Raw genomic sequence first — 15,283 nt, forward strand, 5'->3', positions numbered from 1 at the left:
ACCCTAAATTGTAGGGGGTTCCCGGGCCCGGCCAGGGGCGCCCCCCCGGCGCCGCCGCCGGGCCCGGCGGCCGGGGGGCCCCCGGCCACGGCGCCCACCGACGTGCCCGGGCCACCGCCGGTGGCCCCCGGCCCGGATCCGCCCTCTCCAGCATCGAGAAAGGCAGCAACACATGAACGACAGTCAGCACGGGATGAGCCGTCGCCGCATGCTCGGCGCCCTCGCCGGCGTGGCCGGCGCGGCGGCCGTCGGCGCGACCGGACTCGCCCCCGCCGCCGGCGCCAACGGCAACGGCCTGCTCGTCCCGGCCGGCAAGCGGGGCATCATCCTCTACAGCGTCCGGGACCGGATCGGCGCCGCCCCGGACACCAGCGGAGTGCCGTACGGCTTCGAGCGGGTGCTCGCGCGGCTCGCTGAGATCGGCTACAAGGAGGTGGAGTTCGCCGGCTACAACCAGCACACCTCCATCCTCGGCCGGCAGATCACCGCCGCGGAGATCCGCAAGATCCTGGACGACAACGGGCTGCGCGCCAACGGATCACACGCGTCCATCCCGAGCGTCATCAACCCGACCACCCTCGCGGCCTTCGAGCAGCAGCTCGACATCGCCGAGACGCTGGGCATGACGCACATCGGCACCGGCAGCGACCCGACCGGCAGCAACTACAAGACCGACTGGGACGCCGCCGCGGAGCGGTGGAACACCCTCGGCGAGCTGGCCGCCGCCCGCGGGCTGAAGCTGTACACGCACAACCACGACGCGGCGTACAACTTCCTGCTCGACAGCGGCCCGCTGGACGCCCTGGGCCGGCCGACCCGCTCCTCCGGCGTGCGGAAGCTGGAGTACTTCATCGGGCTCACCGACCCGGCGTACGTGTGGTTCGAGATGGACATCTACTGGGCGCACGTGGCCCAGCACCGGTTCCGCAGCTACACCGACCCGGACGGCGTGACGCGGACCGACGTCTTCGACCCGCTGGCGACCGTGGCCGCCCAGCCGATCCGGTTCCCGCTGTTCCACGCCAAGGACGGCGCGTTCAACCCGGCCAGCAGCGCCGGGTACGACATGGTGCCGCTCGGCCAGGGCGACATCGACTACGGCGGGTTCTTCGCCAACATGGGCGCCAAGGGCTACCACAACCCGATGTGGGAGCAGGACAACGCACCGGGCGGCACCACCGACCCGGGCCGGTCGCTGCGCTACGCGGAGCTCAGTTTCCAGCACATGTCGGGTCTGCGGGGCTGACGGACCCGACACGCACCTGGGGGCCGCGTCCGGGACGACCGGGCGCGGCCCCGCGCGCCACACCCCGGTAACAGCGCCGTGGAAGACTTCAGGCCGGGAGGTGATGGCGATGGTCCTCGTCCGGCCTGAGAACGCGTACCAGGCACGGCTGGTCCGGCTGCTGCGCGACGACGGTCCCCGCTCGCGGGTGGAGTTGGGCGACGCGGTGGGCCTGTCCCGGTCCAAGTTGGCCGCGGAGGTGGACCGGCTGGTCGAGCGGGGCCTGGTCGAGACCGCGGGGCCAGCGGCGTCGCGCGGCGGTCGCCGGTCCTCGATGCTGCGCGTCGCCGGCGGCGTGCGCTTCGCCGGCGTCGTCGTCGGCGCGGACCGGATCACCGTCACGGTGACCGACGGCGAGTTGACCGTGCTCGCCGGGAGCGCCGAGCCGATCGACGTCCGGGTGGGGCCGGAGCCGGTGCTCGGCCGGGCCGTCGAACTGGTCGGAAAGCTGCGGGCCGAGCTGGGTCTGGCCCAGCTCACCGGGGTCGGCGTCGGCCTGCCGGGGCCGGTCGACTTCCCCGAGGGCACGCCGGCCTCACCGGCGGCCATGCCGGGCTGGCACCGGTTCCCGGTGCGCGAGGCGCTCGCCGCCGAGCTGGGCTGCCCGGCCCTGGTCGACAACGACGCGAACGTGATGGCGCTCGGCGAGAAGCACGCCGGGGTCGGGCGCACCTTCGACGATTTCCTCTACGTCAAGCTCGGCACCGCGATCGGCTGCGGGCTGGTGCTCGGCGGCGCGCCCTACCGGGGCGCGACGAGCAGCGCCGGGGACATCGCCCACCTGCCGCTCACCGAGGACGGGCCGAGCTGCGCCTGCGGCGAGACCGGCTGCCTGGAGGCGTACTGCGGCGACCGCGGGCTGGTCGGCGCGGCGCTCGCCGCGGCCCGCGCGGGCCGGTCCACGGCGCTGGCGGCCCGGCTGGCCGAGGCGGGCACCCTCTCCGTGGCCGACGTCGCCGCGGCGGCGGGCGCGGGCGACGCGGCCGTACAGGCCCTGGCCCGGGACGCGGCCCGCCGCCTGGGCCAGGTGCTGGTCGGCCTCGTGAGCTTCTTCAACCCGGGCATCGTCATCATCGGGGGCGCGCCGGCCGGGCTGGGCCACACGCTGCTGGCCGAGATCCGTGGGGTGGTCTACCGCCGGTCCGCGCCGCTGGCCACCGGCACCATGCCGATCGTGCTCTCCGACCTCGACGACCGCGCCGGAGTGGTGGGCGCGGCGCGGCTGGTCAGCGACCACCTCTTCTCGGCCGGCTGACGGGGGCCGACCGGCGGCCGGCCCCCGGTGCGGGCCGTGTCCCCGCCGCGGACCGAGCCCCCGCCGCGGACCGAGTCCCCGCTGCCGCACGCGGCCGTGACCGCTGACGGGCCCTCGGTCCGTGCCGCCGAACGCGGCGTCGACCGGCAGCCGGGACTCGGTCCGTGCCGCCGACGGGTGCTCGGTCCTTGCTGCTGACGGGTGCTCAGTCCTTGCTGCTGAACGCGGCGTCGAAGGCTGCGGCCGGGGCGTCGAAGGCGAGCCGCCGGACGAACTGCAGGGCTTCGGGGGCGCCGACGAGGCGGTCCATGCCGGCATCCTCCCACTCGATCGAGATCGGGCCGGCGTAGCCGATCGCGTTCAGCGCCCGGAAGCAGTCCTCCCAGGGCACGTCGCCGTGACCGGTCGAGACGAAGTCCCAGCCGCGCCGCATGTCCGCCCACGGCAGGTGCGAGGCGAGCCGGCCCCGCCGCCCGTCCCCCGTACGCACCTTCGCGTCCTTGCAGTCGACGTGGTAGATCCGGTCGGCGAAGTCGAAGATGAAGTTGACCGGATCCAGCTCCTGCCAGACGAAGTGCGACGGGTCCCAGTTCAGCCCGAACGCGGGCCGGTGCCCGACGGCCTCCAGCGCCCGCTTGGTCGTCCAGTAGTCGTACGCGATCTCGCTCGGGTGCACCTCGTGGGCGAAGCGGACCCCGACGGAGTCGAAGACGTCGAGGATCGGGTTCCAGCGGTCGGCGAAGTCCTGGTAGCCCCGCTCGATCATCTCCGGCGGCACCGGCGGGAACATCGCCAGGGTGTGCCAGATCGACGACCCGGTGAAGCCCACGACGGTGTCCACCCCGAGCCTCGCCGCCGCCCGGGCGGTGTCCTTGATCTCCTCGGCGGCCCGGCGGCGTACGCCCTCGGGCTCGCCGTCGCCCCAGATCCGGGCCGGCAGGATGCCCTGGTGCCGCTCGTCGATGGGGTGGTCGCAGACGGCCTGGCCGACGAGGTGGTTGGAGATCGCGTACACCTTCAGGTTGTGCTTCGCGAGGGTCTCCCGCTTCCGGTCGACGTACGAGTCGTCGGCGAGGGCCCTGTCGACCTCGAAGTGGTCGCCCCAGCAGGCGATCTCCAGCCCGTCGTAGCCCCACTCGGAGGCGAGCCGGCAGACCTCGTCGAACGGAAGGTCGGCCCACTGGCCGGTGAAGAGCGTGATGGGTCGCGCCATTGTCCTTCTCCCCTGTCGTGATGGGGATTCCGTGGGTGCGTGACCGGGGCGAGGGTGACCGGCCGGGCCGGTGCGAGGGCGGTCACGGCGGGACACCGGTGGGCGCCGCGTAGGCACCTGAACCCGCCGGGTTGCGCCTCCCGCCGGATCACCGGCAACCGCCACGGTCGCCGCCCTCACTCTAGAACCGCCACGCCCCGCACGGAACCCCACACCCGCCCACCCTCCCGCCCCATCCCCTCCCTCCTCCGCGATCTTGCACTTTCTGCCCTCGGCTCGCGGCCTTCGGGCGGAATGTCGGGGCACGAACTGCAAGATCGCGGGGAGGTGTTTCCGCGCACGCCCGTCGATCCCACGAAAGGTCCCTCCTAGGCCGCCCGTCAGAGCGGACGGTCGACGACCTGGGCGGCGAGGACGGCGAGGGCGGCCCGGGCCTCCGGGGTCACGGGGGCCTCCGCCAGGGCCGCCAGGGCGGCGTCGGCGCGCACCCGGATCATCCGCTCGATCCGCTCGCGCGCGCCGGTACGCTCGATGATGCCCCGCAGCTCGGCGGCCCCGTCGGCGTCCAGCGCCGGGTTGCCGAACAGCTCCCGCAGCCTGGCGGCCTGCGCCCGGTCGGCGGCGCCACGGGCCAGCGCCATCATCACCGTCGGCTTGCCCTCCCGCAGGTCGTCCAGGACCGACTTGCCCGTGACGGCCGGATCGCCGAAGACCCCCAGCACGTCGTCGCGCAGCTGGAACGCGTCGCCCAGCGGATCGCCGAAAGCGGTCAGCGCGGCGACCGGCCCCGGGCCCGCCCCGGCCAGCGTCGCCCCGATCTGCAGCGGCCGGGTGACCGTGTAGCGGGCAGCCTTCATCCGGATCACGGTCAGCGCGCTGGCCACCGAGCCGTCGCCGACCCCGGAGACCAGGTCCAGGTACTCGCCCGCGATCACCTCGGTGCGCATCAGCGCGAAGACGGCGCACCCCCGGTGCACCCGCGCGGCGTCCAGCCCGCACTCGTGGAACATCTGGTCCGACCAGGCGGCGCACAGGTCGCCGCAGAGCAGGGCCGTGTTGCGCCCGTACGCCTCCGGGTCGCCGCGCCAGGACGAACGGGCGTGCAGGTCGGCGAAGAGCCGATGCACCGACGGCTCGCCCCGGCGGCGGTCGCTGCCATCGAGGATGTCGTCGTGGATCAGCGCGAACGCGTGGAACAGCTCCAGCGCGGCGGCGGCCACCACGATCGGGGTGCCGTCGGGGGCGCCGGCGCCCCGCCAGCCCCAGTAGCAGAAGAGCGGGCGCAGCCGCTTCCCGCCGGCCAGCACGAACCGGTGCAGCGCGGTGAAGACGCCCCGGGGCGCGCCGTCCGGCCAGTCCCGGCCCTGCCGGTCGAGGAACGCGGCCAGCTCGGCGTCGACACGGGCCCGCAGTTCGCTGGTGTCGGGGGGCGCGACGGTGACGGTCACGACGCCTCCCCCGGTCGTCCGGCCGCCGCAGGGGGCGGCGGCGCGGCTGGCGGGACCAGCCCCGCCAGCTCCAGCAGCAGGGCTTTCACCTCGGTCGCGGCGACCCGGTCCCGGGCGGCGGACGGGTCGGAGCAGAGCAGCACCGGCCCGTCGGCCGGGTCGGCGGGGAGCCGCCCGTGCGACCCGCGCACCGCCTGGGCACCGGCGTCCAGCCCGACCACGCTCATCAGGTAGCGCAGCCCGAGCTTCTTGCGGGCCAGCGCCACGGCGGCGCGGCGCTTGGCGGCACCGGGGGCGGCGGGGTCGAAGAACAGCTCCGCGGGGTCGTAGCCGGGTTTGCGGTGGATCTCCACGAGGCGGGCGAAGTCCGGCGCGCGGGTGTCGTCGAGCCAGTAGTAGTACGTGAACCAGGCGTCCGGCTCGGCGACGAGAACGAGTTCTCCGGCGCGCGGATGGTCCAGCCCGTGCGCGGCCTTGCCGTCGGCGTCGAGCACCTCGGCCACCCCGGGCAGCGCGGCGCAGAGCTTCGCCACCGCCGGCACGTCGGCCGGGTCACGGACGTAGACGTGCGCGACCTGGTGGTCGGCGACCGCGAAGGCCCGCGAGGTCCACGGGTCGAGGTACTCCATGCCGGCCTGGGTGTGCACCCGCAGCAGCCCCTCGGCGCGCAGCAGCCGGTTGACGTCGACCGGGCGGGAGGCGTCGGTGATGCCGTACTCGGAGAGCACCACCACGGTGGCGTCCCGGGCCCCGGCGGCGTCCAGCAGCGGCCCGAGCACGGCGTCCAGCTCGGCCGCCGCCGCGGCGGCCTGCGGGGAGGACGGGCCGAAACGTTGCAGGTCGTAGTCGAGGTGCGGGACGTACACCAGGGTCAGGTCCGGGGACTGCTCGGCGAGGATCCGCTCGGCGGCCCGGCAGATCCACGCCGACGACGCCAGCCCCGCACCCGGCCCCCAGTAGCTGAACAGCGGGAATGTGCCGAGCCGGTCGGTGAGCGCGTCGTGCAGCTCCGGCGGGTCGGTGTAGCAGTCCGGCTCCTTGCGCCCGTCGGCGTGATAGACGGGGCGCGGGGTGACCGTCCAGTCCACGTCCGCGCCCATCGCGTACCACCAGCAGACGTTGGCGACGGTGTAGCCGGGCTCGGCCCGGCGGGCCGCCTGCCAGAGCCGCTCCCCGCCGACCAGGGCGTGGTGCTGACGCCAGAGCAGCACCTCGCCGAGGTCGCGGAAGTACCACCCGTTCCCGACGATCCCATGCTCGACCGGGAGCGCCCCGGTGAGGAAGGTGGACTGCACCGAGCAGGTCACCGCGGGCAGCACCGTGCCCAGCTCGGCCCGGAAGCCGGCGTCGGCGACCGCGCGCAGCCGGGGCATGTGCGCCAGCAGGCGCGGGGTCAGCCCCACCACGTCCAGCACCACCAGCCGCCGGCTCATGCCGGCACCTCGCTCCGCTCGGCGCCGCCATGAGACACCCCGGCACAGTGTCGATGACTCACTCGCTGACGCTCGCTCATGTCGGCACCTCGCTTCGCTCGGCGCCGCCATGAGACACCCCGGCACAGTGTCGATGACTCACTCGCAGACGCTCGCTCATGTCGGCACCTCCGCCGGACGGCCCGCGGGAGCCAGGCCGAGGGCGACCAGCTCGGCGTGGGCGAAGGCCAGTTCCGCGGCGATCCCGGCGGCCAGCTCCGCGTCGGTGCCCGGCCGCCGCGCGGCCGGCAGCACCCCCCAGGTGTACGTCTCGACGTCGAGGTGGTCGCAGCCCGCCTCGGGCCGGGCGTAGAGCGCGGCCAGCGCGGCGCGCAGCACCGGCAGGGTGGAGTCGAGCGGCGGTTCGGGCGGGGCGTGCAGCGGCACGTGGTAGTGCACCCGCCACGGCCCGGGCAGCCGCGCGGCCAGGGCGGCGTCCAGGTCGTCGGCGGCGTGGGCGGGGTCCGCCGGGTCCGCCGCCCCCGCGCAGCCCGCCGCGCGGGTCTGGTGCAGGAAGCGCGGCTCCACCCAGCGGCGCAGCGCCGCCGTCGCCTCGGCCGGCGCCTCGATGGCGGCCGAGACCTGCACCTTCACCACCGGCAGGCCGGCGGCCCGCAGCCGGCGCAGCGCGTCGGCCGGCTCCTCCCAGGCGCAGGCGAGGTGGGCGAGATCCAGGCAGACGCCGAGGCGGTCGGTGTCCACGCCGGACAGTGCCGCGACGGCCTGTCCGGTGCTCTCCACCACGCAGCCCGGCTCCGGCTCGAAGCCGACCCGGACCGGTCGGCCGGTGTCCCGCTCGACGACCGCGAGACCGGCCGCGAGCTGGTCGAGCCGGCGGCGCGCGGCGTCCGTGCGGGCGGCGTCCCAGGGCCGTCGCCAGGCCAGCGGCAGGGTGGAGACCGAGCCCCGGGCCGCGTCGTCCGGCAGCAGGTCGGCAAGCACCCGGGCCAGGTCCAGGGTGTACGCGAGCCGCCCGCCCGTGGTCCAGTCCGGGTGGTAGACGTCGCCCTTGACCACCGGCGCCTGGAAGGCCGCGTACGGGAAGCCGTTGAGCGTGACCACCTCCAGCCCCCGAACGGTCAGCTCGGTACGCAGCCGGCGACGGGCCGCCGGGTCGACGGCCAGCTCGGCGGCGACCGGGGCGGCCAGCCACAGCCCGAGGCCGAGCAGGTCCGCGCCGACCGCCTCGCGGACGGGCACGGCGTAGGTGTCCAACTGGCGGAGGATGCCGGCGAGGTCCTCGGCGGGGTGCACGTTGGTGCAGTAGCCGAGGTGGACGGTGTCGCCACCGGCGTGCCGCAGCCGCATCAGCTGCCGCCGCGCAGGATCGAGTTGCCGGCCCACGTGCCGGTCGGCGGGTCGACGTCGGCGCGGTCCAGGTCGGCCAGGTCCAGCCGCCCGGACTGGCCGTAGAACTCGACCGGGTTGCGCCACAGCACCCGGTCGACGTCGTCGTCGGTGAAGCCGGCCAGCAGCATCGCCTCCCCCGTGGCCCGGGTGAGCAGCGGGTCCGAGCGCCCCCAGTCGGCCGCCGAGTTGACCAGCACCCGCTCGGTCCCGTACGCCCGCAGCAGCTCCACCATGCGCGGCGGCGACATCTTGGTGTCGGGGTAGATGGAGAAGCCCAGCCAGCAGCCGGTGTCCCGGACCAGCTTCACCGTCACCTCGTTGAGGTGGTCGAGCACCACCCGGCCCGGCTCGATGCCGGACTCGGCCACGACGGCGAGGCTGCGCTCCACGCCCCGGGCCTTGTCCCGGTGCGGGGTGTGCACCAGCGCCGGCAGGTCGTGCGCCACGGCCAGGGCCAGTTGGGCGGCGAACGCGTCGTCCTCCTCCGGCGTCATCGAGTCGTAGCCGATCTCGCCCACCGCCACCACGCCGTCCTTGTCGAGGTAGCGCGGCAGCAGGTCGAGCACCGGGCGGCAGCGCGGGTCGTTGGCCTCCTTCGGGTTCAGCGCGACCGTGGCGTGGTGGCGGACCCCGAACTGCCCGGCCCGGAACGGCTCCCAGCCGATCAGCGAGTCGAAGTAGTCGGCGAAGGAGGCGGCGCTGGTGCGGGGCTGGCCGAGCCAGAACGCCGGCTCCACCACCGCCCGGACGCCGGCCGCGGCCATCCGCTCGTAGTCGTCGGTGGTCCGCGAGGTCATGTGGATGTGCGGGTCGAAGATGCGCATCACGCCTCCCTGGCGGTGATCGGGACGGGACCGGTGGTGAACCGGCCGAGCAGCGCGGTGGCGTCGGCGGGCATCGTGCGGCCGGCGGCCTGCCGCTCGGCGGCCAGCCCGGCGAGCATCGCGGCGAGTTCCGCGTCGGCGCGGGCGTCGAGGTCGTGCACCACGGCCAGCGGCACGCCCGTGAAGACGCACTTGAGCACCGCCTGCCGCCAGGCGGCCGGGTCGAGGTGCCGGGCGTACGGGCCGAGGGCGGCGGCGACCAGCCGGGTGTCGTTGGTACGGATCGCGTCGTGCAGCAGCGGCACCCCGGCCGCGCCGATCGGCAGCAGCGGCAGGGCCTTGAGCACGGCCCGCTTCTCGGCGGCGTCGCCGTGGCGGTAGAGCGACTCGGCGTGCGGGGCGTGGTCGGCGGGCAGCGCGGTCAGCAGCAGCGCCCGGGCCGCCTCGTCGGCGCTCCAGCCGGCCGGCTCCGGCAGCGGGGCCCGGCCGCAGCGCCGGCCGGCAGCCGCGAAGAGCCCGCCGATCGCCGCCGGTTCCGCCGCCACCCGCCGCACCGCCGCGTCGAGCCAGTCGGGCTCGGGTACCCCCCGCAGCGCGGCCCGCAGTGAATCCGGTGTCATCCCGTCTCCTCTCTCGTGCTGCCCGAGCTGGCCCCGTCACCGATCCCGTTGCCCGGCTTCCTTCACGGCGGTACGCAGGAAGTCGAGCGAGCGGGCGGCGACGGCGGGGGCGGCGTGCGAGTGCCGGGGCAGCTCCACGGCGACCAGCCCCCGGTAGCCGGCGTCGGCCAGGGCCCGCAGCACCGGCGGGAAGTCGATCTCGCCGGCACCGAACTCCAGGTGCTCGTGCACGCCCCGGCGCATGTCGTCGATCTGCACGTTGACCAGGTGCTCGGCCACCTCGTGCACACACGCGGAGATCGGCTGCGGCTCCAGGCACCGGCAGTGCCCGATGTCGAGGGTGATGCCGAAGTGGGCCGGGTCGCCGAGCGCGCCGCGCAGCCGGCGCCAGCCGGCGATGTCCTCGACCAGCATTCCCGGCTCCGGTTCGAAGCCGAGGATCACCCCGGCCGCGTCGGCGGCGTCGACCACCGTCGCGCAGCCGGCGACCAGCCGGTCCCAGGCCGTCGGCGGCGGGACGGCGTCGGGGCGTACGCCGGCCCAGAAGGAGACGGCCTCCGCGCCCAGGTCGGCGCCGATCCGCACGGCCCGGCGCAGGAACTCGACGCGCCGCGTCGGGTCGTCGTGCAGCAGCGTCGGGGCGTGCTTGTGCCACGGGTCGAGCAGGTACCGCGCGCCGGTCTCGACGACCACGGCGAGGCCGAGCGCCGCCAGCCGGCGGGCGACGGCGGCCACCCGCCGCGCCAGCGCGGGCGCGAACGGGTCGAGGTGGTCGTGGTCCAGGGTGAGCGCGACGCCCTGGTAGCCCAGGTCGGCGATGACCGCCAGCGCGTCGGCCAGTCGGTGGTTGGCGAACCCGTTGGTCCCGTAGCCGAACCGCAGCCCGCCGTCGCCGCGTCCGGCCGCCCCGGCGCTCGGGGGCTCCGGGGCCGTGTGCCGGGGGCGCGGGGCGGTCATGTCGGGGAGACCTTCCGGGCCAGCCGGCGGCCCAGGGGCGCGGCCACCGCCACCGCCAGCCCGAGCAGCCCGGCCCCGGCGCGCGCGGCCAGGGCGCCCTGCAACGCGGGCAGCCCGGTGATGCCGGCCCCCACCGCCGCGCGCACCCGGGCGGCGGAGGGCTCGGCCACCACCCGGGCCTGGGCCGCGCCGTAGCGGGCCGCGTACGAGCCGGCCAGCAGGGCGGGCAGCACCCCCGCGCCGGCCGGGCCACGCCACCGGCGGGGCATCGCGCGACCGGCGGACCGGGCACGACCCGTCGGGACGGTGGCGGCGCCGGCGGCGACCAGGGCGGTGCCGACGAGGGTACGCAGCGGCAGCGCCGCGTCGGCGCCGGTGACCTCCCGGCGGGAGAGTGCCGTGACCGTCCACGTGTGGGCGGCCACGGTGACCGCCGCCGGCACCGCCCGCAGCACCCGTCCACCCGTGGCGCCAAGCAGCACGTCCAGCCCCCGGCACGCGGCCATCACGGCCGGTCCGGCGGGGGTGTCCTTCGCCGCCAGGTCGTACCCCCAGACGGCGGCGGCGAGCGGGACGGCGACGCTCGCGGCGCGCCGGCCCCCGGCGGTGGCGGCCAGCGCGACCCCGGCGGCGGTGAGCCCGGCGGCGAGGCCGAGCGCGGTCCCGGGGGCGACCCGGCCGCTGGGGATGGGCCGCTCGGGGCGTTCGACGGCGTCCAGCCGCTGGTCGGCCCAGTCGTTGGCGGCCATTCCCGCCCAGTAGAGCAGCACGGACGCGGCGGCCAGGGCGGGCGTACGCCGGTCGAGCGCACCGGCCGCGGCCGCGCCGGCGACGACGTCGCCGGGCACCGAGAGCGCGGCCGGGGCCCGGACCAGCTCGACGAGGTCAGCCGCGCGGGGCATCGGCACCTCCCGCGTGCAGCCGGCGGGCGAAGCCGCACAGCCGGGTCCACTGGTCGGCCAGCGAGTGGGTGGACGCGCCGAGCGGGTCCTTGAAGAAGAAGGCCAGGTCGTGCAGGGGGCCGGTGTGGCCGGCGGCGTGCGCGGCGGCGACGAGCCGGGCCAGGTCGAGCACCAGGGGCGCGGCCAGCGCGGAGTCGCAGCCGTGCCAGGTGAACTCCATCCGCATCCCGGTGCCGAGGAAGCCGGCGAAGGTGACCAGGTCCCACGCGGTCTTGAAGTCGCCCAACTCCTCGACGTACTCGATCCTGGTGCCGCCCTGCGGGAGGTAACCGAGCGTCTCACCGAGCACCCGCTGCTTGCTCTCCACCTTGGCCGCGTTGGCGGCCGGGTCGGCGAGGGTGGCGCCGTCGCCGCCGCCGAGCAAATTCACCCCGGACCAGGAGCGCACCGCCAGGTGCCGCATCGCGAACATCGGCGCGAGCACCGACTTGACCAGGGTCTCCCCCGTCTTGCCGTCGTGCCCGGCGTACGGGATCCCGCGTTGCGCCGCCAACGTGGCCAGGGCCGGCAGCCGCAGCCCGGTGGACGGCGTGAAGTCGACGTACGAACAGCCCGCCCGCACCGCCGCGTACGCGTAGAGCGAACTGGGCGGCAGCACCTCCTCGGGACCGGCGAGCGCGGCCCGCAGCGTGTCCGGGTCGGCGTGCGCCGGGTGCGGTCGGGCGACCGGTTCGGTGGCCGAGACGTTGACCACGACCACCCGGTCCAGCTCGTGCCGCCCCCGGAAGTCGGTGAGGTCGCGTACGGTCGCGGCGGCCCGGTCCGCCTGGGTGCCGGCGGTGGGGGCCGCGCACAGCTCGCGCTCGACGGCGGCCAGTTCGTCGGGGAGGGCGGCGACCAGCCGGCCGGGCAGCACGCCGGCGGCGGCGAGGGCCTCGGCGCGTTTGGCCAGCGGGACGGTGGCGACGTCGTGCCCGCCGAAGACCAGGTCGGTGAAGGCCGGCAGGGCGGGCCCACGCACGTCGGGCAGCTCGGTGACGCAGCCGGTGGGGCCGGTGAGCCCGGCTCGCAGGGCGAGCGCCCCGACGATGCTGGTGGTCGCGACCGAGCCGCGCGCCCCCACCAGCCAGACACCCGTACGCATGGTGCTCCTTCCCGTCAGGAGGAACCAGCCGTGCATTGGCTTACATGGATATCAGAAGTTTGTTCGGAAAGATATGGATCTGTGCAGATGGGCCCCGTCCGCCGGCCCGCACCGGGGGAGCCGACCGGCCCGGTGTCGACGTCGGCGGCGACGACGCCGGACCGGCTCCCGGTGCGGGCGCGGACGGACGGGGCTGGCAGGCAGGGGCGGTCGGCGTCTCGCCCCTGCCTCCCCCGCATCCGCCGGCCGGGACGACGGCGCGCCCCGACCGGACGTCGTGGGGTGACGCGGCCCGGCGGGATCGCCGGGGTGGTGGCGGTCCTCCGGTGCGACTGGGGAATCCCGGTCCGGCCGCACCGGACGACCGTCCTGCTCGTGCGCCACCGGGCCGTGGCGGCCCGGCTGCACGTCCTCCGGTGCCGACCTCGTCCCGGCCGCGGGGCGCAACCGCGGCCGGTCCCTCGCCGGTCGGCGCCGGAGGTGGCTCAGACGGCCACCGAGGCCAGCGCGGGCTCCACCTCCGTCCACGAGGAGCCCAGCTCCGCCGACCGGGCGACCGCGTCCAGCACGAGCTGGACCTGGAGCCCGTCGGCGAAGGAGGGGGCCGGGTCGGCGCCGGTGGCGACCGCCTCGACGAAGTCCCGCATCTGGTGCGTGAAGGAGTGCTCGTAGCCGATGATGTGGCCGGGCGGCCACCACGCCGACATGTACGGGTGCTCGCCCTCGGTCACCAGGATGCGGCTGAAGCCCTGCTCGGCGGCCGGTCGCGTCGCGTCGAAGAACTCCAGCTCGTTGAGGCGTTCCAGGTCGAAGGCCACGGTCCCGAGGGAGCCGTTGATCTCCACCCGGAGCGCGTTCTTGCGGCCGGTGGCGAACCGGCTCGCCTCGTACGTGGCCAGCGCGCCGCCGTCGAGCCGGGCCACGAAGACCGCCGCGTCGTCGACGGTGACCGTGCCGGTGGCCGGGCGGTGCCCGTCGGAGCCGTTGCCGTCGACGGCGCCCCCGTCCACCGTGGCCGCGAGCCCGCTCGACCCGCCCGGCAGCGGGCGTTCCTTGACGAAGGTCTCCGTCACGGCGCTGACCCCGCTGATCCGCTGCCCGGTGACGTACTGGGTCAGGTCGATGATGTGCGCGCCGATGTCGCCGAGCGCGCCGGAGCCAGCCCGGTCCCGCTGCAACCGCCAGACCAGGGGGAACTGCGGGTCCACGATCCAGTCCTGCAGGTACGTCGCCCGGACGTGCCGGATCACCCCGAGCCGCCCGTCGGCGACGAGCTGGCGCATCATCGTGACCGCGGGCACCCGGCGGTAGTTGAACCCGCACATCGAACGCACCCCGGCGGCCTGCGCCGTGGCCGCGGCGGCGGCCATCGCCCGGGCCTCGGCGACCGTGTTCGCCAGCGGCTTCTCGCACAGCACGTGCTTGCCGGCGGCCAGCGCGGCGAGGGCGATCTCGGCGTGGCTGTCCCCGGGTGTGCAGACGTCGACCACGTCGATGTCGTCCCGGGAGATCAGGTCGCGCCAGTCGGTCGTGTACGCCTCCCAGCCGAGCCGGTCGGCGGCGTCGGCCACCTTCCCGGCGTCCCGGCCGCAGATCAGCGCCATCCGGGCCCGTGCCGGCAGGTCGTACACCCGGTTCACGGTGCGCCACGCCTGCGAGTGCGCGGCGCCCATGAACGCGTAGCCGACCATGCCGACCCGCAGTTGCCTGTCTGTCGTGGACAAGGTGGGTCTCCCCCCGTGTGTCAGAACCCGAGCTTCAGGTAGTTGCCCGCGTTCTCCTTGGTGATCGTCTCGGAGGCGAGGACGATCTCCTTGGGCACCTGGAGTTCCACCAGGTCGGACATGCCCTTGCCCTGGCCGATCAGCCGGGCCAGGGAGATCGCCGAGGAGGCCATCGACGGGCTGTAGGTCACGGTCGCCTTGAGCACCGTGTTGTCGGCCTGGATGTCCTCCATCGCCTTCTTCGAGCCGGCGCCGCCGACCATGAAGAACTCCTTGCGGTTGGCCTGGTTGATCGCGGCCAGCACGCCGATGCCCTGGTCGTCGTCGTGGTTCCAGAGGGCGTCCATCTTCGGCAGGGCCTGGAGCAGCTGGGAGGCCTCCTGCTGGCCCGAGTCGGCGGTGAACCGGGCCGAGCGGCGGTTGGCGACCTTCAGCCCCGCCTGGGCCAGCGTGTCGGCGAAGCCCTTCGACCGCTCCTGGGTCAGCTCGAGTTCCTCCATGCCGGCGATCTCGCCGATCACCGGGTTGGTGAGGTTCTTGGCCTTCAGCTGGGCGATGATGTACGTGGCGGCGGCCACGCCCATGCCGTAGTTGTCGCCCTTGATCTGCAGCCGGTAGGCCTTGGCGTCGGGGAACGCCCGGTCCAGGTTGACCACCGGGATGCCGGCCTTCATCGCCTCCAGGCCGAAGGCGTTGAGCTCCTTGCCGTCGTGCGGCAGCAGCACGATCACGTCGGGCTTCTGCGAGACCAGCGTCGACAGCGCCGCCCGCTGGGCCGCGGCGTCGGCGCCGGCCTCGACCGTCTTGAACTCCACGTCGGAGTACGTGCCGGCCTGCGCCTTGGCGTTGTTGGTGATGGCGGCGATCCAACCGTGGTCGGCGGCCGGCGCGGAGAAGCCGATCGTCACCCGCTTGCCGGGCTCACTGTTGCCGCCGGGCGCGCCCGCCGCCTTGGTCTGCGCCTCGGTCGGCTGGGCCTCGTTGCTGGTGCAGCCGGCGAGCAGCACGCCGGCGCCGACGGCGGCCCCGCCGAAGAGCAGCCGGCGGCGCGACAGGTCGCGGCTGTGCTGGGTCATGACGACCTCCTGT

The 15,283-nt window shown here is 75.2% G+C and carries 13 protein-coding genes; 2 read left to right on the forward strand and 11 right to left on the reverse strand.

Annotation, left to right across the window (positions count from 1 at the left end; all coding sequences use genetic code 11):
• Positions 1-172 precede the first annotated feature (172 nt).
• Positions 173-1,246: a sugar phosphate isomerase/epimerase family protein gene (locus ACGFZ2_RS30505; RefSeq protein WP_393459531.1), complete on the forward strand. Its 1,074-nt coding sequence runs from the start codon at positions 173-175 to the stop codon at positions 1,244-1,246.
• A 109-nt stretch (positions 1,247-1,355) separates the two neighbouring features.
• Positions 1,356-2,540 (forward strand): ROK family protein, encoded by a 1,185-nt coding sequence (locus tag ACGFZ2_RS30510; protein ID WP_393459534.1) that lies wholly within the window; start codon positions 1,356-1,358, stop codon positions 2,538-2,540.
• A gap of 205 nt (positions 2,541-2,745) precedes the next feature.
• Here the strand turns inward: ACGFZ2_RS30510 and ACGFZ2_RS30515 are convergent, their stop codons facing one another.
• From ACGFZ2_RS30515 to ACGFZ2_RS30565, 11 genes are all read right to left on the reverse strand, one after another.
• On the reverse strand, positions 2,746-3,753 hold the full coding sequence (locus tag ACGFZ2_RS30515) for a sugar phosphate isomerase/epimerase family protein (protein WP_350712241.1): 1,008 nt from the start codon (positions 3,751-3,753) through the stop codon (positions 2,746-2,748).
• Between the two features lie 380 nt (positions 3,754-4,133).
• A complete protein-coding gene (locus tag ACGFZ2_RS30520; protein WP_393263234.1) occupies positions 4,134-5,201 on the reverse strand; it encodes a polyprenyl synthetase family protein in 1,068 nt (355 codons plus the stop codon).
• Positions 5,198-6,634 (reverse strand): alkaline phosphatase family protein, encoded by a 1,437-nt coding sequence (locus ACGFZ2_RS30525; RefSeq protein ID WP_393459536.1) that lies wholly within the window; start codon positions 6,632-6,634, stop codon positions 5,198-5,200. Before ACGFZ2_RS30525 ends, ACGFZ2_RS30520 begins: the two co-directional genes overlap by 4 nt.
• 156 nt (positions 6,635-6,790) lie before the next feature.
• A complete protein-coding gene (gene eboE / locus ACGFZ2_RS30530; protein ID WP_393459539.1) occupies positions 6,791-7,981 on the reverse strand; it encodes a metabolite traffic protein EboE in 1,191 nt (396 codons plus the stop codon).
• Positions 7,981-8,847: a TatD family hydrolase gene (locus ACGFZ2_RS30535; protein ID WP_357450749.1), complete on the reverse strand. Its 867-nt coding sequence runs from the start codon at positions 8,845-8,847 to the stop codon at positions 7,981-7,983. The genes eboE and ACGFZ2_RS30535 overlap by 1 nt, the downstream gene beginning before the upstream one ends.
• Positions 8,847-9,467 (reverse strand): EboA domain-containing protein, encoded by a 621-nt coding sequence (locus ACGFZ2_RS30540; protein ID WP_393263240.1) that lies wholly within the window; start codon positions 9,465-9,467, stop codon positions 8,847-8,849. The genes ACGFZ2_RS30535 and ACGFZ2_RS30540 overlap by 1 nt, the downstream gene beginning before the upstream one ends.
• Before the next feature lie 36 nt (positions 9,468-9,503).
• On the reverse strand, positions 9,504-10,424 hold the full coding sequence (locus ACGFZ2_RS30545) for a sugar phosphate isomerase/epimerase family protein (RefSeq protein WP_393459542.1): 921 nt from the start codon (positions 10,422-10,424) through the stop codon (positions 9,504-9,506).
• Positions 10,421-11,326: an SCO3242 family prenyltransferase gene (locus tag ACGFZ2_RS30550; RefSeq protein WP_393263242.1), complete on the reverse strand. Its 906-nt coding sequence runs from the start codon at positions 11,324-11,326 to the stop codon at positions 10,421-10,423. The genes ACGFZ2_RS30545 and ACGFZ2_RS30550 overlap by 4 nt, the downstream gene beginning before the upstream one ends.
• Entirely contained in the window at positions 11,310-12,470 is a 1,161-nt protein-coding gene (locus ACGFZ2_RS30555) for an inositol-3-phosphate synthase (protein ID WP_393459545.1), read from the reverse strand. The genes ACGFZ2_RS30550 and ACGFZ2_RS30555 overlap by 17 nt, the downstream gene beginning before the upstream one ends.
• A gap of 485 nt (positions 12,471-12,955) precedes the next feature.
• Positions 12,956-14,161 carry a Gfo/Idh/MocA family protein gene (locus tag ACGFZ2_RS30560; protein ID WP_393459619.1) on the reverse strand — a complete coding sequence of 402 codons (1,206 nt, stop codon included), beginning with the start codon at positions 14,159-14,161 and terminating at the stop codon, positions 12,956-12,958.
• 53 nt (positions 14,162-14,214) lie between these two features.
• A complete protein-coding gene (locus ACGFZ2_RS30565; RefSeq protein WP_393263246.1) occupies positions 14,215-15,270 on the reverse strand; it encodes a substrate-binding domain-containing protein in 1,056 nt (351 codons plus the stop codon).
• Positions 15,271-15,283 lie beyond the last annotated feature (13 nt).

It is taken from the genome of Micromonospora sp. NPDC048063, assembly GCF_043202855.1.
In the GTDB taxonomy this organism is placed as follows: Bacteria; Actinomycetota; Actinomycetes; order Mycobacteriales; family Micromonosporaceae; genus Micromonospora.

Excerpts from the sequence above, each read along its gene's own strand:
- ACGFZ2_RS30505 (WP_393459531.1), top strand. The coding sequence starts at position 173 with ATGAACGACAGTCAGCACGGGATGAGCCGTCGCCGCATGCTCGGCGCC.
- ACGFZ2_RS30510 (WP_393459534.1), top strand. The coding sequence starts at position 1,356 with ATGGTCCTCGTCCGGCCTGAGAACGCGTACCAGGCACGGCTGGTCCGG.
- ACGFZ2_RS30515 (WP_350712241.1), bottom strand. The coding sequence starts at position 3,753 with ATGGCGCGACCCATCACGCTCTTCACCGGCCAGTGGGCCGACCTTCCG.
- ACGFZ2_RS30525 (WP_393459536.1), bottom strand. The coding sequence starts at position 6,634 with ATGAGCCGGCGGCTGGTGGTGCTGGACGTGGTGGGGCTGACCCCGCGC.
- eboE (WP_393459539.1), bottom strand. The coding sequence starts at position 7,981 with ATGCGGCTGCGGCACGCCGGTGGCGACACCGTCCACCTCGGCTACTGC.
- ACGFZ2_RS30535 (WP_357450749.1), bottom strand. The coding sequence starts at position 8,847 with ATGCGCATCTTCGACCCGCACATCCACATGACCTCGCGGACCACCGAC.
- ACGFZ2_RS30540 (WP_393263240.1), bottom strand. The coding sequence starts at position 9,467 with ATGACACCGGATTCACTGCGGGCCGCGCTGCGGGGGGTACCCGAGCCC.
- ACGFZ2_RS30545 (WP_393459542.1), bottom strand. The coding sequence starts at position 10,424 with ATGACCGCCCCGCGCCCCCGGCACACGGCCCCGGAGCCCCCGAGCGCC.
- ACGFZ2_RS30550 (WP_393263242.1), bottom strand. The coding sequence starts at position 11,326 with ATGCCCCGCGCGGCTGACCTCGTCGAGCTGGTCCGGGCCCCGGCCGCG.
- ACGFZ2_RS30555 (WP_393459545.1), bottom strand. The coding sequence starts at position 12,470 with ATGCGTACGGGTGTCTGGCTGGTGGGGGCGCGCGGCTCGGTCGCGACC.
- ACGFZ2_RS30560 (WP_393459619.1), bottom strand. The coding sequence starts at position 14,161 with ATGGTCGGCTACGCGTTCATGGGCGCCGCGCACTCGCAGGCGTGGCGC.
- ACGFZ2_RS30565 (WP_393263246.1), bottom strand. The coding sequence starts at position 15,270 with ATGACCCAGCACAGCCGCGACCTGTCGCGCCGCCGGCTGCTCTTCGGC.